Genomic DNA, 22903 nt, shown 5'->3' on the forward strand with positions numbered 1-22903 from the left:
TTACCCTCCAAGTTTGCTAAAAGGTACATCCCATTGGTAATTATCAAATTTTTCGTTCACAATATCTTTGATGACATTACCTTTTGAAATTTCAATCTCTTGTGTAAATTCATAGCCTTGTTCAAAAGTGAAAATTTTAATATCAACATCAAATTGTTTTGAAATATCTTGATAATTATCTGGAATTGCAGCCCAAGCTTGCTTAAAATTACCTAACTCAACAATTAAGAAATCATCATCTAACCAAAGCTCAAGTGAATTACTTTCAATAAACGCACGCCTTGTGCCTTTGATGTAAAAATATGATTGAGTAGTATTTAATTTTATTAACTCGCCATCATATTCCTCCTCTACCGTAACAGTTTCATCAACTAGCATGTGTTTCAATGCTGATGCAATATTTTCTGCTCTACCTCTTAATTTAATAGTTCCCTCTGCCCAATTTGGCATATTTCTTTCCTCCTTGTTGAAAACTCTGTAAATCCCTTATTATCTATAAGGATGAGTTTGTTGTTTTTTAGTAATTATTATTAGTTAGTGCCGTTAGGCTTAGATTGTTTAATATTAGTACTTGTTGTATAGTTAGTATTTATTAGTGGTGGGTTTTCCAACTTTTGGATTTTCCATAAAATGGTTTTTCAGTAAAAAGGGTTTTCCAACTTTTGGATTTTCCATAAAATGGTTTTTCAGTAAAAAGGGTTTACTCTTTTTCAGTTGTGGATAACTCTTTTTCTAACCTATCCTTGATATACTCAAAATAGCTATCTGTGATAGGGGTATCTTGAGCAAATACAAAAGTTTGTACACCGTGTTTCCCATCACTTTTTTTAACAACTCGTATATAACCTGTATTCTGTAACTCTCGGTATGCTTTTCTGTGGGCATCCCTACCATTGGTTGACCTTTTTTCAAGTTCGCCAACATAGATACGCCAGTCTGATTTATTGGCTAGTATCGTTGCAAGCAATCCCTTTGCCTGCAAGCTCAACCTATCATCTTGCAAAAAAGCATTGTTCATTGAGGTATAGTTCTCATGCGTATTTCTGAAAGATATATTGCATTATGCTAGTAACCTCCAATTCTCTTTGACCCATTCACGAACGGCATCCCTTGGATAGCGTGGGTGTTTACCTCTTTCAGCAATTTTTGGAAAACCTGGCAAGTTGGTCACTTCTTGGAACTTATCATCGTTGTAAATCCCCAGCAACTTCTTGCACTGTTTGCCATTGAGTACCAATGGTAGTGCCATTTCAATATCAAATACCTCAAACACTTCTATCAACCGTGCTTTGAGCTGACTTATAAATCGTGAAATGAGGCTTTCAGCAATGTCATCCATAATGTCCCTTTCTAGCCATAGCCAAAACCATAAGCGTATCATATAGACTAAGCCCGACTAGGCTGTTAATCAATACCTCGCTTAATGGGTGAAACTTCCGTTGCCAATTTGCTAATAAAAGTTCTTGAATATCATCTAAATCATTCATTTTTATGGTATAATTGAGTAAATAATTTTTAGCAAGTACCTTACGGGTTGCCGCCCTAGGTGCTTTTTTTGATTCACTCAAAAACAGCCTCCTACCTAATTTTCTTTCATATTTTCCAAGATTCTTTCTTCAGCTACCAATCGTTCCTCATATAGTTTAAGAAATAGATTTTTAAATTCATTATAAATTTCTAATGAATGTTCGAACTCATCATCATCTAAATCCTTAATTATTGATGCTCCCATAATCGCTAACGATAGGCCTCTAAGCAATTCTTGAACAGAAGATATATAGATCTTATGATGTACATAATTTTCAATTCCGCTTGAAAATCTACGTCTTGTATAGATATCATTTGGAACACTCAAGCCAAGACGTATCTCTTCTTTAGATGGTAAATCTGTAATTTGAGAAGAAAAACTACGACTTAGCAACTTAGAAATATTTGGAAATTGTTTGTTAACTTTCTCTATGTCAGAATGTGTAATATGAACATCTCTGTAATCTTTCTTTTTCCTTGGAAGAGTATTTCTAGCAATCGCATCGGCAATCATCAACTCTAACTCCGTTCTTGAAATGGTAATTGTTTCCTCCATCATTAACCTCCTACCTAATCTTAAAATCTTCAATCACACGAGCAATGAAACGATTTGCCTGTGGATTTTTTAGTTTGCCATTTAAAATATTTGTGACATCCTGACGCACCATTCCATACTGGACAGCAAGCGTCGTTAACGTAATGTTGTTTTCATTCAGAAAATCTAAAATTTTTTGCCGTCCATTATTTGTATCTGGCATAATTTATCCCCCTTCTTTTAAAATGTAAGTGAAAGAGTTAGAAATGTTTTTATAAAACACTTGACTTATTTTAGAATTAGATCTAAAATAAAAACATAATAAAAACAACGTTTAGAACTCTTCTAATCATTTAAAAATACAGTTTGGCGACCGTGTTATATTTAATTTTTAGAATGTTTTTGACTTCGTTTTTTTTAACTCAATCATCTTACAAAAACTATTTTAGACTTAATTCTAAAATTTGTCAACACTTTTTGAATTAAATCTAAATATTTTTTGTCAATCTCTTAGAAAGGTTGATAATACAATGTTTTCAACATTTGAAAAAATAAAGGAATTATGCAAAAAGAAAGGGATTTCTCTAAATCAACTTGAAGATAAACTAGGTTTTAGTCAAAATTATATTTACAGTATGAAAAAGGGAAATCCTAAAGTAGAGAATTTGCAAAAAATCGCCGACTATTTCGGTGTTTCCACTGATTATCTACTTGGTAGAACAAACAACCCAAAGATTGCAACGGATGAGACTGCAATTGTAAATGGTCAAGTCATCGACTTGAGGAAAGCAGCGGCGAATACTATGTTATTTGATGGTAAGCCACTAAATGATGATGATATAGATTTCATCACTGCTGTACTAACTGCCCATTTCAAAAACAAACAAAAGGACTGATTATCTATGACACTTGACGAACTCTGTGAAGAGTTTGGTGTTGAACTGTGTCTATTTGATGCCTCAAACTGGCATAGTTCAGGTTTTTACAATCCAGACACCAAAGTTCTAGCGGTTGATATAAATCTATCCGAACTAGAACAAAAGCAAGTTGCCCTACATGAGTTAGGGCATAAAGAACATTTTCCTAGCCAATATCGGATTTTTAGGGAACGATGTGAATTAGACGCAAATAGAAATATGATACATCACCTCATGAAAGAAGAGTTGGCACTTACGGAAGACCGCACACAGTTCAATTACCTGGTTTTTATGGAGAAATACAAACTAAAAACCATGGCTGACGAGGCTATGGTCAAAGAAGAGTTTTATAATTTAGCGGATATAATTTAACAATAATGTGCAATTGCTTGAAACACATTAAAAGCTAGTAAGAAAGGAAATGTTATGAAAAAGAAACATTTTATTATTTTAGGTACAGCTGTACTTTTAGGAACAGCTTCTATTGCCCATGTTGATATTCCTTTTTCGCAACCACAAGCGGTTGTTTATGCAGCGACTAAAGAACAAAAGAATGCTGTTCGTTCTGCTAAAAGCTACGCTAAAACGATGCACATGTCTAAGCAAGGCATCTATGATCAATTGACATCAGAATTTGATAAATTTTCTGAAGAGGATGCTCAATATGCTGTTGATAACATTAAAGTTAACTATAAAAAGAATGCTTTGAAGTCAGCTAAAAGTTATTCTAAGACCATGCATATGTCTAAGCAAGGCATCTACGACCAACTTATTTCGGATGCTGGTGATAAATTTACCGAAGAAGAAGCTCAGTACGCTGTTGACAAACTAAAGGTTGACTATAAAAAGAATGCCCTAAAATCAGCTAAAAGTTATCAAAAAAATATGGCTATGTCTACAGATGCCATTTACGATCAACTAATTTCTGAATATGGTGATAAATTTACCGAAGAAGAAGCACAATATGCTGTGGATAATTTAGACAAGTAAAGTTTTTCAATTATAAAAAAATCCCCACACTCTCCATCGCCAAACTTTGAGTGTGAGGTATCTCGTGTAAGAAACAGCCATTAAATGGGCGGTTTTCTTGTACCCATTTTATCAAAAGAAAGGGGTAAAATCAATATGGCATATTTTAGAAAAAGAGAAAATGGCTGGGAATACCGTATCTCATATAAAGCCCCAGACGGCTCATATAAGCAAAAATCCAAGTCTGGGTATAGAACTAAAGCTGAGGCAGTTCAAGCAGCTTCACAAGCCGAAATAGAGCTATCAGAAGGTGTTATAGAAGATAAGAGTATCACACTTGCTGAATACTTTGAGAAATGGTACAAAATCCATCGTGCTCCTGCGATTTCTGTCGGAACTATTAAACACTATGAAACTGCTACTTCTGCTATTATAAAATATTTTGCTAAAGCTAAATTGATTGATATCACCCCATCTACTTACCAAGCCACTCTAAATGAAATGGGGAAACATTACCAGAAATCAACACTCAGACTTATCCACACCAAGATTAAATCCTGTGCAAAATATGCAGTAATGGATAGATTGATAAAAGTAAACTTTGCTGACCTTGCAAAAGTTACATCTGAGGTAGAACCCAATCCCCTTGAAAAGAAATTCTTGACCCAAACCGAGTACCTAAACCTTATCAAGTACACTAAGGAAAATCCCTACCAGTACCGACAATTACAAATCTACCTTTTGGCAGTAACTGGGATGCGTGTTGGTGAGTCATTAGGTTTAACATGGGATGATATAGATTTCAAAAATCATCAGGTAAGCATCAATAAAACATGGGATATCTATTCTAAAAACGGGTTTGCTCCAACAAAAAATCAACAATCTATCAGGACAGTGCCGATTGATAATGGTACAATAGAGCTACTACAAGATTATAAAGCCACTCATTGGCAACCAAATGAATTTAATCGTCTGTTTCCAACCAAAACACAAACCTATTTAAACTCACGTTTAAAGACACTTGTTGGGCGACCTGTCCACATCCACTCATTGCGACATACCTATGTTAGTTATTTGCTAGCAAACGGCATTGAAGTTTTAACCATTTCAAAACTGATAGGACACAAAGACCCAACCGTTACACTGAATACCTATTCGCACCTACTAGCAGAAAAAGAGATGCTCGATTTTGACAAAATCAAAACACTTTTCTAAAACTTTTGGGGCAGATTTGGGGCAAAATCTTGTAAATACGCTATATAAAGGGATTAAAATGATTATTAAAGAATTTTGTGCCGAAAACTTAACTGCTTTACACTCCCTCTCTAGCCCTGACATCAGGCGTGTAGAACTCTGCGATAATCTTGCAGTAGGAGGCACTACCCCCTCTTATGGCGTTATTAAAGAAGCCAATCACTACCTACATGACAAAGAAATTTCAACAGCTGTGATGATCCGACCGCGTGGTGGAAATTTTATTTATAATGATCTAGAGTTGCGCGCTATGGAAGATGATATTTTGCAAGCCGTTGAACTAGGCAGTGATTCCCTTGTTTTAGGTGTATTGACAGAGGATAACCAGTTAGATAGCGATGCTATTGAACAACTCCTTCCTGCCACTCAAGGCCTCCCCTTAGTGTTCCACATGGCTTTTGATCAAATCCCAATAGATCAGCAATTTGAAGCGATAGACCAGTTGATTGCTTATGGCTTCACCCGCATCTTGACACATGGTCACCCTGATACCAAATCTGATATTTTCGAACATGTTGACCACATCAAATCACTAATCGCCTATGCTGATAACCGCATCGAAATCATAATTGGCGGCGGGGTCACTACCAAAAATTATGAGGAGCTTTGTCGTCTTACAGGAGCTGCACAAGTCCATGGAACACAGCTTGTCTAGAGGACCTATCCAACTATAACAATCCCTTTCAACCACCTTATCACAAGATAGATAGGCGCTAGTTTTGAATTTCCATCTAGCAGAACTCTATCTCAGAAAGAGCACCACAGACGCAAAAGACTCACCTAATCTGATCACTGTTTCTATTAGCTAAAAGGAGCATTTGTCTCGCACCTTACGAAGCGAGACGGATAAAAATCACATCATAAAAACGCCTCACACCATGTTAGCCAAAGCCATGATGTGAGGCGTTTTGGGTTTATACCTTATGTTATTTTAAGCATATCTCTAAATGGCATCACCGCCATGCTCACCTGTGCAAATACGAATAGCATCATCAATCGGCAGAATAAAAATTTTTCCATCTCCGACATCACCTGTTCGCACAACAGAAATAATCACATTAACTAAATCATCCACAGCATCATCTTTTACGACAATCTCAACCTTAACTTTGGCTAACATAGTTGGAGTTACTCTTTGCCCACGAACGATTTCCACAAGGCCTTTTTGATTCCCGTATCCTAATACTTGTGAAATCGTCATGCCTTTTGCAAAACCCGATTGGGTTAAAGCCGTTTTCAAATCCTCTAGCTTCTCTGGTCGAATAATTGCTTCTACTTTTTTCATAAACCGATCTCCTATGAATCTAACCCCATAAAGGTTGGGTAAGCTGTTTCTCCATGTTCACTGTCATCAAGTCCAATAGCTTCTTCTCTATCTGAAACTCGAAGTGTCATGAAGTGACCAATCACTTTAATAATGCCAAAACTAACAAGGGCCGACCAAGCCACGGTAAAGACGATAGCCATTAAAATGACCAAAAGCAAACGAGGACTACCATAAATCAAACCAATATTAACCTTATCAAGAGCCAGGTCGGGAGTCGTGAAAATTCCTGTTACAATTCCACCAAAAATTCCCCCAATACCATGGCAACCAAGCGCATCTAAAGCATCATCATAGCCAAGCTTATGTTTGACAATGGCAATAGCATAAAAACATACTGGACTAACCATCAAGCCTATCAACAGAGCACTCCAGATCTAAACAAAACCCGCTCCAGGTGTAATGGCAACAAGACCCGCAACTAAACCTGTGGAAGCACCAACTAAAGAAGGTTTCCCATTTTCCCGATACTCTAGCAAGATCCAAGAAAACATAGCTGCTGCAGCAGAAAGGTGTGTCGTTACCATAGCATGAACTGCCAGAGCATCTGCAGCTAGGGCCGATCCCGCATTAAAGCCAAACCAACCAAACCATAAAAGTCCTGCTCCTAACAGAACAAAAGGAACATTATGCGGGCGATATTCTAAGCGATCAAAATCACGACGCTTACCAATAACCAGAGCTAAAACAAGTCCACTCACTCCAGAGGTAATGTGAACCACATCTCCTCCAGCAAAGTCAATGGTTCCCCATTGAGCCAAAAGTCCCTCATCCCACACCATATGCGCAAATGAGTAGTAAACCAATAGCAACCAAAATACAATAAAGATTAAAAGGGGGTTAAATCGCATTCTCCCTACCACAGATCCTGTCAAAATACCAATCGTAATAATCGAAAACATCATTTGAAAGAGTGCAAACAAACTATCTGGAATAGCTAAATTCCTGGTACTCACTGAATCACTAACATTTGCAAAGAAAAGATGGTCCCAACCACCAATAAGACTACCATCCCCTGAAAAAGATAAAGAATAACCAACAGCAAACCACATGATAGTGGCAATACTAAGTGAGACAACAGCCATCATCATGGTAGAAATAACATTTTTTCGTCTCTCAAGACCACCATAGAAGAAAGCTAAAGCCGGTGTCATAAGAAAAACCAATCCCGAACAAGCTAGGATAAAAGCAATACTAGAACTGTCAATTGTCATAACCACATCTCTTTTTCAAAAACCATATCATATAATGCAACATAAATAAAATGAGATGTAAAGACATTATTTACAGAAAATTCTGTACTTTTTCAACATGATGTGTTAGCTAAATTTTAACAAAAACCGCTATAAATACTCTAGATACAAGCTTTATAGCGGTTCTGTTAACAAACATATTATTTAATATTATGAAATTGTTGGTAAAGCTCTTGGCGGTTTAGACCATATTCCTTAGAAATTATTTTAATCGCTTGGTTAGGTTTTCTACCATCGTCTATCAATTTTTGAACTTTTGACACATAATCAACAGTTTCTTCGTCGTCCTTTTGCGATTCACCAGAAGAACCTGCCACAATCAAGAGACACTCTCCCTTCAAGGGGTTCTCTGCTAAATAGGCTAATATCTGACGAATACTACCACGTTGGTACTCTTCAAAAAGCTTAGTCAACTCTCTTACCAACACGATTTGACGATCACCATAGACCGTAAGCATGTTTTCCAGAGTAGCTACCACACGGTAAGGCGATTCATAAAAAATTTGTGTCTCAGGGTAATCTCTTTTGTCACGAAAAAAAGCAACTTGTTGGCCAGATTTTCGTGGTAAAAAACCATAAAAACTATGTGGCTGAGGAGCCAGCCCACTAGCAATCAAAGCCGTAATCCCAGCCGACGCTCCCGGTAAAGCAACAACTCTAATCTGTTCAGCAATCGCCGCCTTAACCAGGTCATGACCAGGATCCGAAATAGAAGGCATCCCTGCATCAGAAACTTGTGCTAAGGAATTTCCAGCTTTCAACAAATCAAGTAAATCAGGAATTTTGCTAAAGGCATTGTGCTCATGAAAACTGATTTGCCGAGTCTCAATCTCGAAATGCTTTAAAAGTAAGCCTGTATTGCGTGTATCTTCAGAACAAATATAGTCCACTGACTGAAGTGTTTCAACCGCACGATAGGTCATATCAGCTAAATTTCCAATCGGAGTTGGAACAAGGTATAGTGTGCCATAGGGGCTATCCCCCTTAAAACTTTTTTGAATTTGCATACTTACTCCCTATATAAGAGTTCTAAACAAAAGGCACAGGATTCATCATTTTCACGTCTTTGCCCGTAAAAATCGGTACAAATATGGAAGCCATCTTCGTAAATACTATCCAAATGTTGCTTGACTTGATGGTGATTTTTCTCAAACTGGTTATCACTCACCTGTGTTAATCGCTCTCGTAATTTATTGTTTTCGAGACGCAACTGCGTATTTTCTTCAACCAAGTCTTGAACCTGTTTCTTAATCGCTTCAATTTCAGCCAAGGTAATCATAAGATTTTGTGAAAAGCCATCAAATACATCAAATAACTCTTTTTTTGGTACCACCATTTACCTCCTTAGGTCGTTATATATCTAAAATCGTACGGTTATCCGTAGCATGAATAGAGAACGACAGCTCTCACAGTCACCTAAGATCTGCAGATAACGACATTTATCTATTAACTGTTAATAATCATATATTCCAGAGCATTTTGAAAACTAACATTATGTTGCCACATGTCTCTAGCTAAATCAATAGCATCCAACAAAGCCAACGCTTTTTCTTGCTCCAAAGCTTTACCAAATAAGGCAATCAACAGTTGAAAACTCATGTCTTGCAGTTCTTTCTCTTTAGCCAAATTGGCCAAGCGACTTACTTCTAGATAGGCTCTTTCTTTATTGGTCAAGGCCAGCTGACTATACGTCTCCAATACAGAGATGAGTTGCAAAACCTTTTGATCATCAGCTAAAGTCTCTGCCTGCTGTAAAGACACCGAATAACTGGCGAGTAAGCTCGCTTGATTTTTCAACAACCCCCTTTTTTCTAAAGCTTCTACAAGGATCGTCTCATTCTTCTTAAAATGAAACAGTTGACAACGACTTTTGACTGTTGGCAATAGGTGATTGTCGTCATTAACCAATAAAATAAGATAAATATGACTTTGAGGCTCTTCCATAACTTTCAACAAGCTATTAGCTGCATTGGGATGCATTTTGTCAGCCTCTTTGATAATCACAACCTGATCTTTTCCTTCAAAACTCGTACTTGAAAAGCGGTGTAGGAGTGAACGGACATCATCTGTCTTAATTGTTCCATTACTTGGCTCTAAAATGGCCAGATCTGCAAAGTCACAATCCGCTACCAAACGACAGGAACGACAATGTCCACACGGTGTTGGGGAATCCGTAACTTCACAAAACTGAAATTGCGTCATCCAAAGCGCCATTTCCCAGCTAGCGAAGCCCCCCGTGAACAAATATGCATGACTACGTCTCTCTTCAACTAAAATGCTATGAATAGCTTTAAAAAGAAGAGGTTGCTGCCATTCTAATAGTGACGTCAATGGATTTTTAGACATCTTTCACTTCCTTAAATCTCTCTTGAATAATGCGCAGTGTCTCTTCAACGACAAGTTCGAGATCTTGACTAGCATCAATAGTGAGCACACGATGAGGATTTTTCCGAGACAATTCCAAGTACCCTTGACGTACCTTCTGATGCATATCTAGTTGTTCCAGATCCAAACGATTAACTTCACGATTTTTATTTTGAGCAATTCGCTTTAAACCAATCTCAGAAGCAACATCAAAATAAAGCGTTAAATCGGGTTGACGCTTATCTGTTGCATAGGCATTTAGCCAATCAATATCAGCAATTTCAAGACCTCGCCCATACCCTTGGTAAGCAACAGAACTATCAATAAAGCGATCCACCAAAACGATAGCCCCATTAGACAAACTTGGCAATATTTTTTCAATGAGGTGTTGACGACGAGCTGCCATATACAACAGCAACTCTGTTTTGGGATCCATATTGGTGTGAGTAACATCTAGTATTACATGACGAATCTTTTCTGCAATAGCTACGCCACCCGGTTCACGCGTTGCTATAATATCTTGTGTCAGTGAGGATCTGAGCAAAGGCAATATCTTCTCTAAAACAGTCGTCTTACCCGCGCCATCTGGTCCTTCGAAGGAAATCAAAAATCCATTAGTCATAATACTTCTATTTTAGCAGATTTCATTCAAAAAGACGACAAGAATCCTTATCGTCTTTTCTTATCTTCTAAAAGCCTGCTTTTGCCTCGGTTTTCGTGATACTCTCTACTGTAATCCCCTGAGCCTCTAACCTTTCTTGTAAGGCTTGGGTATCTGTCTGGCCTTCTATTTGAATTTCAACTAGAATCTTACCAGACTTATGATTAGCAACTACTGTCCGATAAATATTCAAACCATGATCACTGATCACACGGACAACTTTTTCCAAACTACCTATCGTATCATTCAATAATATATTAAGGCGTACACCTTCTTCACCATAACCAGATACCTGGAGAAAAGCTTTAAAAATATCGCGATCAGTGATGATACCATATAATTGGTCATTATCAACCACTGGCAAGACTCCCACCTTATGCTTCATCATAATATAGACAGCATCTTCCAAACTGGCATTTTGTGATACGGTAATGACATCCCTTATCATAATGTCACGAATTTTGGTCTTATTTAGCAAATAGTTCATTTCATAAATCGATAAACTGGTTGCTTTGGAAGGAGTTGCATCTGCCATCGTCCCCTCGGTAATGAGGCCCACTAATCTGTCATTTTCAATAACAGGTAAACGGCGTAAATCTTGTGCTTTCATCTTTTCCGAAGCATGTGCAACGGTTGTATCAGGTGACACATAAATAACTTTTGACGTCATGAAATCTTTAACAGACATAGGTTCTCCTTTGCATTCACTTCACATTTCCTTTGCTACTACAAGTATACCATCATATCAAACAGAATCCTACCAACATCATGACGACATCGTAATAAAAACGAAGAATAGACAGCATCGTAGGCATTCATCAATCGACAGCTGACTTCCATCAGTTATTAAAAATAACTATAAAAGTGCCATCGACTCAAATAACTGCTTTAATAGTTTAGCCACCTAAGTAAGCTTTTCTAACTTCATCTGATTCCAGAAGTTCTTGACCTGTTCCTGAAAGAACAATTTTCCCAGTCTCTAAAACATAGCCACGATCCGCAATTGACAAAGCCTTAGTCGCATTTTGTTCAATAAGAAGAACTGTTGTTCCTTGCTTTTGAATGTCTTGGATAATATCAAAAATTTCTTGGATAAAAATCGGAGCCAAGCCCATTGATGGCTCATCTAGCAACAATAATTTAGGCTGACTCATCAAAGCACGCCCCATGGCTAACATCTGTTGCTCACCACCAGAGAGAGTAGCGGCATCTTGATTTTTACGCTCTTCCAAGCGTGGAAAGCGCTCAAAAATACGTTTTAAATTCTTTTGATTCTGGTCTTTGTCTTTCTTTAGAAAGGCACCCATCTCTAAGTTTTCCATAACAGTTAGACCCGCAAAGACATGACGTCCCTCAGGTACTTGTGACAAGCCATCTGCAACAATTTTTCTAGCTGGTATTTTATGGATTTCATTGCCTAAAAAAGTGATTTTACCTTCTTTAGGACGCACTAATCCTGAGATCGTTCTTAAAATTGACGTTTTCCCTGCACCGTTGGCGCCAATTAAGGAAACAACTTCTCCCTCGTTAACTTCAAAAGAAACATTTTTTACCGCTTCAATGGCACCATAGCTTATTGAGAGGTTATCAACTTTTAACATTGTCATTATAATTCACCTCCAAGATAAGCTTCAATAACGCGTTTATCATTTTTGATTTCGTCTGGCGTCCCGTGTGCAATCAAACGACCATATTCCAAAACATAAATACGTTCTGTCACTTCCATGACCAAACTCATATCATGTTCAATTAAAATAATCGTAATACCAAATTCTTCCTTAACTTGGCGAATCAACGCTGTTAATTCCGCCGTTTCCTGAGGATTCATCCCCGCAGCTGGTTCATCTAGAAAGAGAATTTTAGGTTCTGTCGCTAGAGCTCGAACAATTTCAAGACGGCGTTGCTGCCCATAAGGTAAATTTTTCGCTAAATGATCAGCTTTAGTTTCTAAACCAAAAATAGTCAGCAATTCCATAGCTTTTTCTCTAAGATTGTTTTCACTGTTATAAAACTTAGGCAGGCGCAATAAAGCTGATAACGTATGAGGTTTGTGATGGTTATTCATACCAAGTAGGACGTTATCCAAGACCGTCATATTCTTAAACAAACGGATATTTTGGAAGGTCCGAGATAGCCCTAAAGAGGCAATGGTATAAGGGTTCTTACCATTAAGTAAGGTACCATCTAACACAACTGTCCCCTCTGAAGGCTCGTAAACACCCGTTAACAGATTGAACAGTGTCGTCTTACCGGCACCATTAGGGCCAATGAGCCCAACAAGCTCTCCTTCATTCAGCTCTAGAGTAACATCCCCAACGGCTGTTAAACCACCAAAATGTTTGGTTAAATTTGTAACTTCAAGTAAGGCCATTAGCTATTGCCCCCTTTATTTTTCTGGAAAAATTTCGATAGGATTAATTCTTTAGTCCCCAATAAGCCGCCTGGGCGGAAAACCATAACTAAGATCAAGGCTAGTGAATAAACGATCATCCGAAGCTCTGCCACATTTTGCAGGTACATGTTCAAGATACCTAGGACAATAGCAGCGACAATTGTTCCTGTCATTGAGCCTAGACCTCCTAATACCGCAATAATCAAGTAGTCAATCGAACGCATGATCGTAAAGTCTTTAGGCGCAACAGTTCCGATATAACCAACGTAAAGCGATCCAGCGATAGCTGCTGTCATAGCCGCAAAAGCAAACGTAATGACCTTAATTTTTGTTGTATTAACTCCCATAGATTCTGCAGCAATCTCATCTTCACGTACAGAAATCACTTGGCGACCAATAGAACTTCGTAAGAAATTCATAATAAGAATAGCAATCAATACCACAAAGATAAAGACAACTGGCCAAGAGGTATAAGGAAGAATACCTGTCAATCCTGCAGCACCATTTGTGAGTTCACCACCATTCACAATGGCAATACGAATAATCTCTGAAACCCCCAAAGTTGCAATCGCCAAATAATCCCCTTTTAAACGAAGCGTAGGAAAGCCAACTAAGACTGCAATTAAACCTGCAATCAATGCCCCAACTAACATCGAGATGTAAAAACCTGCATAAGTCGGATTACTATTCGTCATGATAGCTGTCGCGTAAGCACCAATAGCCATAAAGCCAGCTTGTCCCAAAGAGAACTGACCTGAGAAACCAAGAACAAGGTTTGTTCCCATAGCCATAATCATTGAGATACCAATTCCCATTAAAATTTGGATTTGGTAAAGTCCCAAAACGCCTGCACTGACTAATAGATTAAGTACTAGGAAAGCAACTGCAATAAGCGCAAACCAAGCTAAAATAGATTTGATGTTTTTTGTCATTTGCTTATACCTTCTCCTTAATATTTTTACCAAGAATTCCTGCAGGACGAACGAGTAGGATAACAATTAAAATAGCGTAAACGACAGCATCCTTATAACTAGATAAGCCGATTGCTATTGACAAGGTTTCTAACATCCCGATGATAAAGCCACCGACTGCAGCTCCAGGAATGATACCGATTCCTCCAAGAACAGCGGCAACGAAAGCCTTAATTCCTGGTGCCATTCCCATCAATGGGTTCATTGTATTGTAGTAAAGACCAATTAAGACACCTGCAGCACCTGCCATCGCAGAACCCAGCGCAAAGGTAAAGCTAATCGTTGAATTTACATTAATCCCCATCAACTGAGCGGCATCGCTATCCACAGATACGGCACGCATCGCTTTCCCCATCTTAGTTTGTTTAACGATATAATTCAGTGCCAACATCAAAATAATAGACACTGCTAAAATAATCAATTGGATATTGGTCACACTGACTGGACCCAGATCATATTTTACTGTTTTCATAGCTTGAGGAAAGGCCCGTGCTTCAGCACCTACCAAGTAAACCATTCCGTATTCTAAAAAGAAGGATACCCCAATTGCTGTGATTAAAGCTGCAATACGAGTTGAATTTCTCAAAGGACGATAAGCTAAAAATTCAATGAGAACCCCGATAGCTGCTGTGATGATCATTGTTAAAATAAGCGCTACAAAAAAGTTCATATGAAACGTTGAAATTAGATAATAACCGACAAAGGCTCCCATCATGTAGACATCACCGTGCGCAAAGTTAATCAGCTTGATAATACCATATACCATGGTATAGCCAAGTGCCAATAGGGCGTACACACTGCCTAGAATAAGACCATTGACAAGTTGTTGTAACATAAGAGTTTACCAAACTTTCTATCAAAATAAGAACACCTGAGAAGGATCACTCCTCAGATGTTATCATGTATACCATTTGATAACAAGAACGAGTTTAAAACAAGTGTCTCTTTATCAAAAATTATTCTGCTTCAACAACTGTTGCTGAGCTTTCTTTGCCTTCTGTAAGACCGATTATAGTAACTGATTTCACTGGGTTGTGTTTATCATCGATTGTCATTGTTCCGGTAACACCTTCAAAATCTTTGATATTAGCTAAATTTTTAGCGATATCTTTAGATGTTTTAGCATCTTCAGAAGCTTCAGCAATCATGTAAACAGAATCATAAGCAAGGGCCGCAAACATTGATGGTGCATCACCATACTCTGCTTCGAATTTTTTCGCAAATTCTGCCGCCTTATCTGAGCTAGTTGCTGAGAAACCTGAGATGTAAGAAACATCCGTTACATTTTTAGCGCCAGCTAATTCTGTTAACTTATCATCTGCCAAACCATCTGGACCAATAACTGGTGCATCGATACCCATTTCACGCATTTGTTTCAACAATGGTCCAGCTTCTTGATAGTAGCCTGGAAGAACGATCGCATCAAAGTCTTTATCTTTAAGATTCGTTAAAGCTGATTGGAAGTCTGTATCTTTAGCTTGGTAGTTTTCTTCAGCAACGATCTCACCTTTATAGTTTTTCTTAAATTCTTCGGCAACGCCTTTAGCGTAGTCCGTTGAGTTATCAAAGTAAAGAACCACTTTGTCAGCTTTCATATTTTCAGTTGCGTAACGCGCTAACACTTCACCTTGGTAACTGTCAATGAAAGTCGTACGGAAGATATAGTCATAAGTTTTACCATTCTTATCAACTGTCAGATTATCTTGAGTACCACTTGGTGTCACAAGCGGAACAGCTGCAGACTGAGCATTTGGACTAGCTGAGGCTACCGCACCTGATGTTACTGGACCAACGATAGCGTTAACTTTACTTTGAGTCGCGAGGTTAGTCGTTACTGTAGCTGCTTCGGCGTTATCAGATTTGTTATCTTTCGATACTAATTCAATTTTCTTACCGTCAACACCACCTGCATCATTGATTTCTTTAACAGCCAAATCAACAGCTTGTTTTTCAGGAACACCATAAGCAGCAACGTCACCAGTCACTTCCAAGTTAACACCTAACTTGATGGTATCACCAATTTTTGTACCAGCAGCTTCAGAGCTACCTGATGGGGAACTTCCTGGAGCGGCTCCACAAGCTGCAAGAACCGCTGTACTCATAAATGCAACTGCTGCAAATGTTAACTTTTTCTTCATATCAAATAATCTCCTTCAAGTATGTTACATAATAATACTGAATTATCAGAAAATTGTCAATAGTTTTATTTCTTCTTTTTTAAAACTCCTTTTCCTGCTCCAAAACCCTATAATGACAGCCTCTAGAGAAATTTACTATCTCCTTAGCCAGCAATCTTTTGCAAAAAATATACTTTTTAATACCTATCACTAGTTTTTAGCTTATTGTGACAATTATAAAAGGAGCGTCTATCAGATCACACTCTCTTCTCTATGGTTTCCTAAATTCCCAACAAATGAGCGATCAATATCATCAAAAGCAGATGGCTTAACTTTTTTGATAATCTTCATTTGCTTTAATTTGGAGACAACTGTCTTCTGATCGTCACGATTAATGTATAAAATCAGATACTTGAAGCGCCTGGAATGGTATAAAACATCTCCAAATTTGCTTAATTTTCTAGCATCTCGATTATAGTAGAGATAGACAGCTATCCCAACTCTTTCTTTGATTTCCATATTATCCTTCTTTTTTTACGCGTTTGCCACTATTATATCAAATTTTTAACAATAAAAAACCCGCCGAAGCAGGGTTCCGAACATAGAAAAATGATACTCTTCTAAACAGACTAAGTAGCTCTGCTTAGAAAAAATAACCATTTGGGCTTATTTTGTCAGCAGAGCGAATACAAACCGCGACTTTCCAACATTATAAAAATGCTTGAAATACTGTCGTTTCAAGCATTCGAAATCTTTTTAGGTTGTCGCTTGGAAACAAGAAAGCGACAAAAACTTAAAGGATTTTAAGAACTGCTCAGCAGGGTTCCTTTTACCCCAGAATTACTTTAATTCATTATTGTTCATGATAGCGTCGATAAAACCATATTCCAAGGTTTCTTCAGCATCCATCCAACGGTCACGTTCTGCATCAATATGAATTTTCTCCATGGTTTGACCAGAATTGTCAGAAAGAATTTTTTCTAATTTGTTACGTGTTTTCAAAAGATGTTCTGCTGCAATGGCCATATCTGTTTGTTGGGTACCACCGCCAGTACCACCCATTGGTTGGTGCATCATGTACTCTGCATTTGGTAACATAAAACGTTTCCCTTTGGCACCTGATGAAGCAATAATCGTTCCCATTGAAGCTGCCATACCCATAACAATGGTTTGAACGTCAGCCTTAATAAAGTTCATTGTATCCACAATAGCCAAACCAGCTGATACAGAGCCACCTGGAGTATTAACATAAAGATAGATATCTTTAGTTGGATCTTGTGCATCCAAGAAAAGTAACTGGGCAATGACTGAGTTAGCCATGTTGTCCTCTACTGGACCTGTTAACATAATAATACGATCTTTTAAGAGACGTGAGTAAATATCATAAGAGCGTTCGCCGCGCGACGTTTGTTCAATAACTACAGGAATCATACTGTTCTCCCTTTTAAACTAAGATTCTAAGCCCATACAAGACATGAGAAACGAGGATTAGAACTAGCTTTAGGAGCTCTCCTTTTCTCATCACCTGTAGGACATATTCGATGACATTTTTAGGTAACATATGGTCACCAAATTTTTGACTGATTTTATTATAAAACTTAGGTCAAAAAAGGTCAAATAAAAAACTCATTTTTTTAGCATTCTATCCCTTAGAGTGCTAAAAACACCTTAAAAGGAAGGAGCAATCGCTTGCTCCCCTCCAAATAATATTCATCCTATTTTTATTTTGTGCCAAAGAGGCGATCACCTGCATCACCAAGGCCAGGAACAATGTAGCCATGCTCATTAAGTTTTTCATCAAGCGAAGCTGTGTAAATATCTACGTCTGGGTGTGCTGCTTGTAATTTTTCAACACCTTCTGGTGCAGCTACTAAACAAACAAAACGAATGTTTGTTGCCCCACGTTTTTTGAGTGAATCCACTGCTAAAATCGCCGAACCACCTGTCGCAAGCATTGGGTCAACTAAGAAAATTTGACGTTGATCAATATCTTCAGGCAGTTTCACAAGGTATTCAACAGGCTCTAATGTCTCTTCATCACGGTACATACCGATATGCCCAACTTTTGCCGCTGGAACCAAGCTAAGGAGGCCATCAACCATACCGATACCCGCACGGAGAATCGGAACAATAGCTAATTTTTTACCAGCCAGTTGTTTTTGAACCGTTGTTGTTACAGGTGTTTCAATTTCAACGTCTTCAAGAGGTAAGTCACGTGACACTTCGTATCCCATCAACATAGCAATTTCATCAACTAATTCTCTAAAGTCTTTTGTTGCTGTTGTTGAACGGCGTAAAATAGATAGCTTATGCTGAATTAGCGGATGTGAGATGACTTGGAATTTTCCCATGATTTGAAACCACTTTCTATCGTTTTTTATTTATTATATCAAAAAATCCGCCACTAAGGGAGGATTTATCGAAAGCATTTCAGAAAAATACTAGGAAGACTTTGGAAAATGCTTCACCAGACGTTCTAAAGCTACTTTTAATAGCGCTGTTGGTGTTGCAGTATTTAAGCGGAAGTGGTATTTTCCTTCTTTCCCAAAAGTAATGCCGTCATTGAGAATTAACTTGGCATCTTCTTCCAGCACTCGACCAAGCTCATTATGGCTAAGGTCATAAGCTGAAAAATCTAGCCAAACTAAGTAAGTACCTTCTGGCTTCATCACTTTAATATCTGTCTGTGACTCCAATACGCTAACGACTAGATCAATATTAGTTTCCAAAACATTCTTCAACTCTTGTAACCAATTCTGACCTTGCGTTAAAGCTACTTCTGTTGCTAGGAAGCCTAACGTTGATACTTCGTGTTGATTGTTAATCAATTGGGCATCTTTGAAGGCCTTGCGTAGTTTAGGATCCGGGATTAAGGCAAAGCTATTTTTGGTCCCTGCGATATTAAAGGTCTTTGTTGCACTACTTAAAACTATTATCCGCTCTTTCTCCCCAAAGGTATCAGAAAGTAAACTATGGTGTTTATGCCCAAACAAAGCCAAATCTTGATGAATCTCATCTGACACCAAGTAGACATTATGCTTTTGACACAAGGCTACTAGCTTATGAAGTTCTTCTGGCGTCCAGACCCGACCACCTGGATTATGTGGGCTACAAAAAACATAAAGTTTAACAGCATTGTCTACCAAATCTTTTTCCAACTGTTGGAAATCAATTTGAAAATGGCCGTCAACTTCGACCAATGTGTTTGTAACCAATTGTCGACCACTAAGCTTCACACTTCTGGCAAAAGGTGGGTAAACTGGGGTGTTAATGAGGACAGCATCCCCTACTTTTGTCAAAGCATTAATAGCTACGGAAATCGCTGGTACAACACCCTCAATCAAAACAATATCGTCTTTTGAAATGTCAACTTGATGTTGGTTTTTTTCCCAATTTTGAATGGCTGTAAATAAGCTATCTTTAGGCGCATCATAACCAAAAACAGACGTTTTCGCAAAGGTTTCTAAAGCTCTAGTCATCTCTGGAAAGACCTGGAAGTCCATGTCAGCTATCCATAATGGGATAATATCTGGATCTTCTTTTACTTTTTGCCACTTGATCGCATTCGTTTTTAATCGCTCTGGGAGAACCGTAAAATTATATTGTGTCATACCCAACTCCTTAGTTTTCTAAAGCTTGTTTTAAGTCTGCCTTCAAATCAATAATATCCTCAATACCGACCGACAGTCTTAAAAGATCGTCGGTTAAACCATATGAAGCTCGCACTTCTTCTGGAATGTCTGCGTGGGTCTGCGTTGCCGGATAGGTGATTAAACTTTCCACACCACCTAAACTTTCAGCAAAACTAATAATATTGAGATTATTTAATAGGCTTGGTATTTGTTTCTGATCTTTGACTTTAAAGGAGATCATACCACCTTTTCCTGTATAGAGCACCTCTTTGACAGCTTCATGGTTCTCTAAAAAGGTCACTAATTCTCTCGCATTCTTTGTTGCAGCTTCCATACGCAATTTTAGTGTCTTAAGACCACGCATTAAGAGGTAGGAATCAAGAGGGGAGAGATTAGGTCCTGTCGTGTTGTAATGATACATGAGTTGGTCAAACGGCTCAAGATCATTAGTCACGACAACGCCTGCCAAAACATCGTTATGCCCTGATAGGTATTTTGTCGCTGAATGAATCACAAGATCTGCTCCTAGTGGAATAGGATTTTGGTAAATAGGGCTATAAAAGGTATTATCCACCAAAACCCGTGCGCCATAGTCATGCGCGACTTTTGCTATTTTAGCAATATCAAATTCAATCATTAAAGGGTTGGTCGGCGTCTCAATGTAAACAACATCTGTCGTCTCATCGATGGCTGAAATCATCTCTTCCTCAGTATTGGTATAAGTAAAAAACAGATTTCCTTGAGCTTCCTGCTGCTTAAACCATCTGAAAGAACCCCCATATAAATCACGCGCAGCAACAACCCGGCTGCCTGGTGCAAAAACAGAAAAAGCCAAGACGACTGCGCTCATCCCTGAACTTGTCGCAATTGCATAATCAGCGTGTTCAATTTTGGCCAAGGTTGTTTCCAAAGTGCTTCTCGTAGGATTTTTGGTTCGTGTGTAATCAAATCCTGTTGATTGGCCAAACTCGGGATGTTGATAGGTCGTAGACAGATGAATAGGTGCCACTAAAGCTCCTGTAGCCTCGTCTGATTTGATACCTGCTTGTACTAATAAAGTTGCCAGTTGATAATTTTCTGTCATACCTCTCTCCTTTGTCCATTTTGCTCATTCGTCAAGTATTTTGTCACTTAGCACCATTTTATCACTTCTTTTAGCAGATAAACGACTCCTTATTATACCGATTGGTAATAGATTCAAATAGTTTTTATTTATAACCAAAAAAACCAAGAAAAGCACCGTTGGTCAGAACTTCTCCTGGTTATCATTCTTGTCGTTAGCCTATTCTTAATTTTTCACGCAAACGATTAGCTCTTCCTCCAATAAGTTTATCCAACATACGTGTCTTCAATGAGAGATATCCATAACTCATAATCCCTACACCACCGGCGATCAAAAGATAAACGGCACTGTCAAATCGTCTCTCAGGATTTAAGATAAAGCCCAAGACAAAGGTTACCAGAACGACCAAGACACTCATAATCAGCGACATGATATTAATCAAATGGAGACGTCGGCTCAAATGAGAGGATTCCAGCGAGGTTACACGTTGCAAATGATTATAACTAAGACAGATAGGCACTGCTAACGCAATAGAAGTTGATAATAACGGACCATAGCTATGGAACATGTAAATCGTAGGAAATTGCAAAATCAACTTGGTGACTAAACCATAGCCAAAATAACGAAGTGCCTTACGATTTTCAAACATGGCTTGTAGCATTGGTGACAGCATGACATACAAGGCTAAGAAAATGGTTTGGATCATGGCAGCGATAAAGAGGCCTAAAGCCATCTCATTTGGAGCACCATAAAATATGGTGTAAACTGGCTTAGCCAAAATGATCACCCCCGCAATAGCAGGAACAATAAACATGAAGAGCATCTGTAGATTATTAGTAATCAAATCAGCTGCCGCTTTCATATCTTTTTTGACATAATTTTCAGTCAAAAGTGCTATCCCAACACCTCCTATGGAAGCTGCTACTGAAACCAAAAGCATAACTATTTTATTGGGATTTGACGCAAAATAAGCAAACTGTACCAACAACTCAGACTTACTGTAATCGGTCATTTTCTCCATAACATTAACATAGGTCATTTGGTCAATCAAACTGAAAACCTGAATGGCTGACCCAGTAACGACAAAGGGAATAGCCTCTTTAAAAGTCTCGATGAGGAGAGCCTTAGCATCAACTGCAATATTTTTCTCTTTTGCCAAAAATATAGGCTTAAGTAGCTGCGCCTTGGCTAAGTAGTAAAGCAACACCCCCATACTAGCAATCATACCTAGAAAGGCCGCAAAAGTGGATTGGGTCACTGCTTGGACATAATCTCCAGAACCTATTTGCATGATGAAATAAGCTGTTAAAAGCATCCAAATCACACGGATAATCTGCTCTGCAACTTGACTTTTCGCAGCGGGAGCCAGATCATTGTAACCCTGAAAAACACCTCGGATGACACTCATGACAGGAAATATCAAGACTGACCAAGATAGACTCTGAATAACAGGAATAAGCTCTTTTCCTGCACCAGACGCACTAGCAATCATTGGCGATAAAAAGTACATCACCCCTGCGCTAACTAAACCCAGTAGGAGCATCAATTTTAAAAATTCACGGATTAACTGAATAGCCTCTCCTACCTTACCCATGGCATTGTACTTCGCAATCTGTTTGGCCACTGCTACGTTCAAACCAGAGGTCGAAATCAAAAGAAAGAGAGAATAAATATTATAACCTTGTGTGAAGAGGGCGTTGGCTTCGTTAGCATGTTGCCCCATCCACAGATACCAAGGAATAATGTAAACGACTCCTAAGAGACGACTAATAAAATTACCAGCTGCAGACCAGGCTGTTCCTCGAATCATCTGCTCTTGTTGAGAGATCTTCGGTTTTGTTTCAGACATAAGTGATCCTTCTAATTTTTCTTCAATTCATTATAAACTTTTGCCTAGGACTTGTAAAACCTTAACCATAAGTCT

28 protein-coding genes and 1 pseudogene are annotated in these 22903 nt (G+C 38.3%); 5 read left to right on the forward strand and 24 right to left on the reverse strand.

Annotated features, from left to right (window positions below; genetic code table 11):
* The 6 genes from G574_RS0105770 to G574_RS0105800 all read right to left on the reverse strand — a co-directional run bounded on the left by G574_RS0105770 (position 1) and on the right by G574_RS0105800 (position 2285).
* Positions 1-450: a hypothetical protein gene (locus tag G574_RS0105770; protein WP_029691369.1), complete on the reverse strand. Its 450-nt coding sequence runs from the start codon at positions 448-450 to the stop codon at positions 1-3.
* A 250-nt stretch (positions 451-700) separates the two neighbouring features.
* Positions 701-1018: a DNA-binding protein gene (locus G574_RS0105780; RefSeq protein ID WP_029691370.1), complete on the reverse strand. Its 318-nt coding sequence runs from the start codon at positions 1016-1018 to the stop codon at positions 701-703.
* 42 nt (positions 1019-1060) lie between these two features.
* Positions 1061-1339, reverse strand: a complete 279-nt coding sequence (locus tag G574_RS0105785) for a hypothetical protein (RefSeq protein WP_024410610.1) — start codon at positions 1337-1339, stop codon at positions 1061-1063.
* Positions 1332-1568 (reverse strand): hypothetical protein, encoded by a 237-nt coding sequence (locus G574_RS10825; protein WP_037590650.1) that lies wholly within the window; start codon positions 1566-1568, stop codon positions 1332-1334. Before G574_RS10825 ends, G574_RS0105785 begins: the two co-directional genes overlap by 8 nt.
* Positions 1569-1582: 14 nt before the next feature.
* On the reverse strand, positions 1583-2083 hold the full coding sequence (locus G574_RS0105795) for a hypothetical protein (protein WP_029691371.1): 501 nt from the start codon (positions 2081-2083) through the stop codon (positions 1583-1585).
* 10 nt (positions 2084-2093) lie between these two features.
* Positions 2094-2285, reverse strand: coding sequence for a hypothetical protein (locus G574_RS0105800; RefSeq protein WP_029691372.1), 192 nt, complete (start codon positions 2283-2285; stop codon positions 2094-2096).
* 307 nt (positions 2286-2592) lie between these two features.
* Between G574_RS0105800 and G574_RS0105805 the strand changes: the two genes are divergently transcribed.
* The 5 genes from G574_RS0105805 (at position 2593) to G574_RS0105825 (ending at position 5857) form a co-directional block, all read left to right on the forward strand.
* Entirely contained in the window at positions 2593-2958 is a 366-nt protein-coding gene (locus G574_RS0105805) for a helix-turn-helix domain-containing protein (RefSeq protein ID WP_029691373.1), read from the forward strand.
* 6 nt (positions 2959-2964) lie between these two features.
* Complete coding sequence (locus G574_RS0105810; RefSeq protein WP_029691374.1) at positions 2965-3351, forward strand: ImmA/IrrE family metallo-endopeptidase; 387 nt, start codon at positions 2965-2967, stop codon at positions 3349-3351.
* Positions 3352-3405: 54 nt separating this feature from the next.
* A complete protein-coding gene (locus tag G574_RS0105815; RefSeq protein WP_029691375.1) occupies positions 3406-3969 on the forward strand; it encodes an Ltp family lipoprotein in 564 nt (187 codons plus the stop codon).
* A 135-nt stretch (positions 3970-4104) separates the two neighbouring features.
* Positions 4105-5163 (forward strand): site-specific integrase, encoded by a 1059-nt coding sequence (locus G574_RS10830; protein ID WP_037590654.1) that lies wholly within the window; start codon positions 4105-4107, stop codon positions 5161-5163.
* A 58-nt stretch (positions 5164-5221) separates the two neighbouring features.
* Positions 5222-5857 (forward strand): copper homeostasis protein CutC, encoded by a 636-nt coding sequence (locus tag G574_RS0105825; RefSeq protein WP_029691407.1) that lies wholly within the window; start codon positions 5222-5224, stop codon positions 5855-5857.
* A gap of 288 nt (positions 5858-6145) precedes the next feature.
* Here G574_RS0105825 and G574_RS0105830 read toward each other — a convergent pair whose 3' ends face one another.
* From G574_RS0105830 to G574_RS0105915, 18 genes and pseudogenes are all read right to left on the reverse strand, one after another.
* Complete coding sequence (locus G574_RS0105830; RefSeq protein ID WP_029691376.1) at positions 6146-6487, reverse strand: P-II family nitrogen regulator; 342 nt, start codon at positions 6485-6487, stop codon at positions 6146-6148.
* An 11-nt stretch (positions 6488-6498) separates the two neighbouring features.
* A pseudogene (locus tag G574_RS10835) lies at positions 6499-7734 on the reverse strand (ammonium transporter).
* 185 nt (positions 7735-7919) lie between these two features.
* A complete protein-coding gene (gene rsmI, locus G574_RS0105840) occupies positions 7920-8786 on the reverse strand; it encodes a 16S rRNA (cytidine(1402)-2'-O)-methyltransferase (RefSeq protein WP_029691377.1) in 867 nt (288 codons plus the stop codon).
* Between the two features lie 2 nt (positions 8787-8788).
* Positions 8789-9115: a DNA replication initiation control protein YabA gene (gene yabA / locus G574_RS0105845; protein ID WP_029691378.1), complete on the reverse strand. Its 327-nt coding sequence runs from the start codon at positions 9113-9115 to the stop codon at positions 8789-8791.
* Positions 9116-9225: 110 nt separating this feature from the next.
* On the reverse strand, positions 9226-10125 hold the full coding sequence (locus G574_RS0105850) for a DNA polymerase III subunit delta' (RefSeq protein WP_029691379.1): 900 nt from the start codon (positions 10123-10125) through the stop codon (positions 9226-9228).
* The gene (gene tmk, locus G574_RS0105855) at positions 10118-10765 is read right to left on the reverse strand and encodes a dTMP kinase (protein WP_029691380.1); all 648 of its coding nucleotides are present in this window, start codon (positions 10763-10765) and stop codon (positions 10118-10120) included. Before tmk ends, G574_RS0105850 begins: the two co-directional genes overlap by 8 nt.
* A gap of 67 nt (positions 10766-10832) precedes the next feature.
* Positions 10833-11492: a CBS and ACT domain-containing protein gene (locus G574_RS0105860; RefSeq protein WP_029691381.1), complete on the reverse strand. Its 660-nt coding sequence runs from the start codon at positions 11490-11492 to the stop codon at positions 10833-10835.
* 208 nt (positions 11493-11700) lie between these two features.
* The gene (locus G574_RS0105865; RefSeq protein WP_029691382.1) at positions 11701-12411 is read right to left on the reverse strand and encodes an ABC transporter ATP-binding protein; all 711 of its coding nucleotides are present in this window, start codon (positions 12409-12411) and stop codon (positions 11701-11703) included.
* The gene (locus G574_RS0105870) at positions 12411-13175 is read right to left on the reverse strand and encodes an ABC transporter ATP-binding protein (protein ID WP_029691383.1); all 765 of its coding nucleotides are present in this window, start codon (positions 13173-13175) and stop codon (positions 12411-12413) included. The genes G574_RS0105865 and G574_RS0105870 overlap by 1 nt, the downstream gene beginning before the upstream one ends.
* Complete coding sequence (locus G574_RS0105875; RefSeq protein WP_029691384.1) at positions 13175-14128, reverse strand: branched-chain amino acid ABC transporter permease; 954 nt, start codon at positions 14126-14128, stop codon at positions 13175-13177. Before G574_RS0105875 ends, G574_RS0105870 begins: the two co-directional genes overlap by 1 nt.
* A 4-nt stretch (positions 14129-14132) precedes the next feature.
* Positions 14133-15002: a branched-chain amino acid ABC transporter permease gene (locus tag G574_RS0105880; protein ID WP_029691385.1), complete on the reverse strand. Its 870-nt coding sequence runs from the start codon at positions 15000-15002 to the stop codon at positions 14133-14135.
* Between the two features lie 121 nt (positions 15003-15123).
* Positions 15124-16305, reverse strand: coding sequence for an ABC transporter substrate-binding protein (locus tag G574_RS0105885; RefSeq protein WP_029691386.1), 1182 nt, complete (start codon positions 16303-16305; stop codon positions 15124-15126).
* 231 nt (positions 16306-16536) lie between these two features.
* Complete coding sequence (locus tag G574_RS0105890) at positions 16537-16803, reverse strand: DUF2129 domain-containing protein (RefSeq protein ID WP_029691387.1); 267 nt, start codon at positions 16801-16803, stop codon at positions 16537-16539.
* A 321-nt stretch (positions 16804-17124) separates the two neighbouring features.
* Positions 17125-17715, reverse strand: coding sequence for an ATP-dependent Clp protease proteolytic subunit (locus G574_RS0105895; protein WP_029691388.1), 591 nt, complete (start codon positions 17713-17715; stop codon positions 17125-17127).
* A 290-nt stretch (positions 17716-18005) separates the two neighbouring features.
* Positions 18006-18635, reverse strand: a complete 630-nt coding sequence (upp, locus tag G574_RS0105900; protein WP_017769108.1) for a uracil phosphoribosyltransferase — start codon at positions 18633-18635, stop codon at positions 18006-18008.
* Between the two features lie 90 nt (positions 18636-18725).
* Positions 18726-19895: a MalY/PatB family protein gene (locus tag G574_RS0105905; RefSeq protein ID WP_029691389.1), complete on the reverse strand. Its 1170-nt coding sequence runs from the start codon at positions 19893-19895 to the stop codon at positions 18726-18728.
* 10 nt (positions 19896-19905) lie between these two features.
* On the reverse strand, positions 19906-21000 hold the full coding sequence (locus G574_RS0105910) for a cystathionine gamma-synthase (protein ID WP_029691390.1): 1095 nt from the start codon (positions 20998-21000) through the stop codon (positions 19906-19908).
* 193 nt (positions 21001-21193) lie between these two features.
* Complete coding sequence (locus G574_RS0105915) at positions 21194-22828, reverse strand: putative polysaccharide biosynthesis protein (protein WP_029691391.1); 1635 nt, start codon at positions 22826-22828, stop codon at positions 21194-21196.
* Positions 22829-22903 lie beyond the last annotated feature (75 nt).

This window comes from Streptococcus hyovaginalis DSM 12219, from assembly GCF_000420785.1.
Lineage (GTDB): Bacteria > Bacillota > Bacilli > Lactobacillales > Streptococcaceae > Streptococcus > Streptococcus hyovaginalis.

Bases quoted from the DNA above. Each gene is read 5' to 3' on its own strand.
- G574_RS0105770 (WP_029691369.1), bottom strand. From the start codon at position 450: ATGCCAAATTGGGCAGAGGGAACTATTAAATTAAGAGGTAGAGCAGAA.
- G574_RS0105780 (WP_029691370.1), bottom strand. From the start codon at position 1,018: ATGAACAATGCTTTTTTGCAAGATGATAGGTTGAGCTTGCAGGCAAAG.
- G574_RS0105785 (WP_024410610.1), bottom strand. From the start codon at position 1,339: ATGGATGACATTGCTGAAAGCCTCATTTCACGATTTATAAGTCAGCTC.
- G574_RS0105795 (WP_029691371.1), bottom strand. From the start codon at position 2,083: ATGGAGGAAACAATTACCATTTCAAGAACGGAGTTAGAGTTGATGATT.
- G574_RS0105800 (WP_029691372.1), bottom strand. From the start codon at position 2,285: ATGCCAGATACAAATAATGGACGGCAAAAAATTTTAGATTTTCTGAAT.
- G574_RS0105805 (WP_029691373.1), top strand. From the start codon at position 2,593: ATGTTTTCAACATTTGAAAAAATAAAGGAATTATGCAAAAAGAAAGGG.
- G574_RS0105810 (WP_029691374.1), top strand. From the start codon at position 2,965: ATGACACTTGACGAACTCTGTGAAGAGTTTGGTGTTGAACTGTGTCTA.
- G574_RS0105815 (WP_029691375.1), top strand. From the start codon at position 3,406: ATGAAAAAGAAACATTTTATTATTTTAGGTACAGCTGTACTTTTAGGA.
- G574_RS10830 (WP_037590654.1), top strand. From the start codon at position 4,105: ATGGCATATTTTAGAAAAAGAGAAAATGGCTGGGAATACCGTATCTCA.
- G574_RS0105825 (WP_029691407.1), top strand. From the start codon at position 5,222: ATGATTATTAAAGAATTTTGTGCCGAAAACTTAACTGCTTTACACTCC.
- G574_RS0105830 (WP_029691376.1), bottom strand. From the start codon at position 6,487: ATGAAAAAAGTAGAAGCAATTATTCGACCAGAGAAGCTAGAGGATTTG.
- rsmI (WP_029691377.1), bottom strand. From the start codon at position 8,786: ATGCAAATTCAAAAAAGTTTTAAGGGGGATAGCCCCTATGGCACACTA.
- yabA (WP_029691378.1), bottom strand. From the start codon at position 9,115: ATGGTGGTACCAAAAAAAGAGTTATTTGATGTATTTGATGGCTTTTCA.
- G574_RS0105850 (WP_029691379.1), bottom strand. From the start codon at position 10,125: ATGTCTAAAAATCCATTGACGTCACTATTAGAATGGCAGCAACCTCTT.
- tmk (WP_029691380.1), bottom strand. From the start codon at position 10,765: ATGACTAATGGATTTTTGATTTCCTTCGAAGGACCAGATGGCGCGGGT.
- G574_RS0105860 (WP_029691381.1), bottom strand. From the start codon at position 11,492: ATGTCTGTTAAAGATTTCATGACGTCAAAAGTTATTTATGTGTCACCT.
- G574_RS0105865 (WP_029691382.1), bottom strand. From the start codon at position 12,411: ATGACAATGTTAAAAGTTGATAACCTCTCAATAAGCTATGGTGCCATT.
- G574_RS0105870 (WP_029691383.1), bottom strand. From the start codon at position 13,175: ATGGCCTTACTTGAAGTTACAAATTTAACCAAACATTTTGGTGGTTTA.
- G574_RS0105875 (WP_029691384.1), bottom strand. From the start codon at position 14,128: ATGACAAAAAACATCAAATCTATTTTAGCTTGGTTTGCGCTTATTGCA.
- G574_RS0105880 (WP_029691385.1), bottom strand. From the start codon at position 15,002: ATGTTACAACAACTTGTCAATGGTCTTATTCTAGGCAGTGTGTACGCC.
- G574_RS0105885 (WP_029691386.1), bottom strand. From the start codon at position 16,305: ATGAAGAAAAAGTTAACATTTGCAGCAGTTGCATTTATGAGTACAGCG.
- G574_RS0105890 (WP_029691387.1), bottom strand. From the start codon at position 16,803: ATGGAAATCAAAGAAAGAGTTGGGATAGCTGTCTATCTCTACTATAAT.
- G574_RS0105895 (WP_029691388.1), bottom strand. From the start codon at position 17,715: ATGATTCCTGTAGTTATTGAACAAACGTCGCGCGGCGAACGCTCTTAT.
- upp (WP_017769108.1), bottom strand. From the start codon at position 18,635: ATGGGAAAATTCCAAGTCATCTCACATCCGCTAATTCAGCATAAGCTA.
- G574_RS0105905 (WP_029691389.1), bottom strand. From the start codon at position 19,895: ATGACACAATATAATTTTACGGTTCTCCCAGAGCGATTAAAAACGAAT.
- G574_RS0105910 (WP_029691390.1), bottom strand. From the start codon at position 21,000: ATGACAGAAAATTATCAACTGGCAACTTTATTAGTACAAGCAGGTATC.
- G574_RS0105915 (WP_029691391.1), bottom strand. From the start codon at position 22,828: ATGTCTGAAACAAAACCGAAGATCTCTCAACAAGAGCAGATGATTCGA.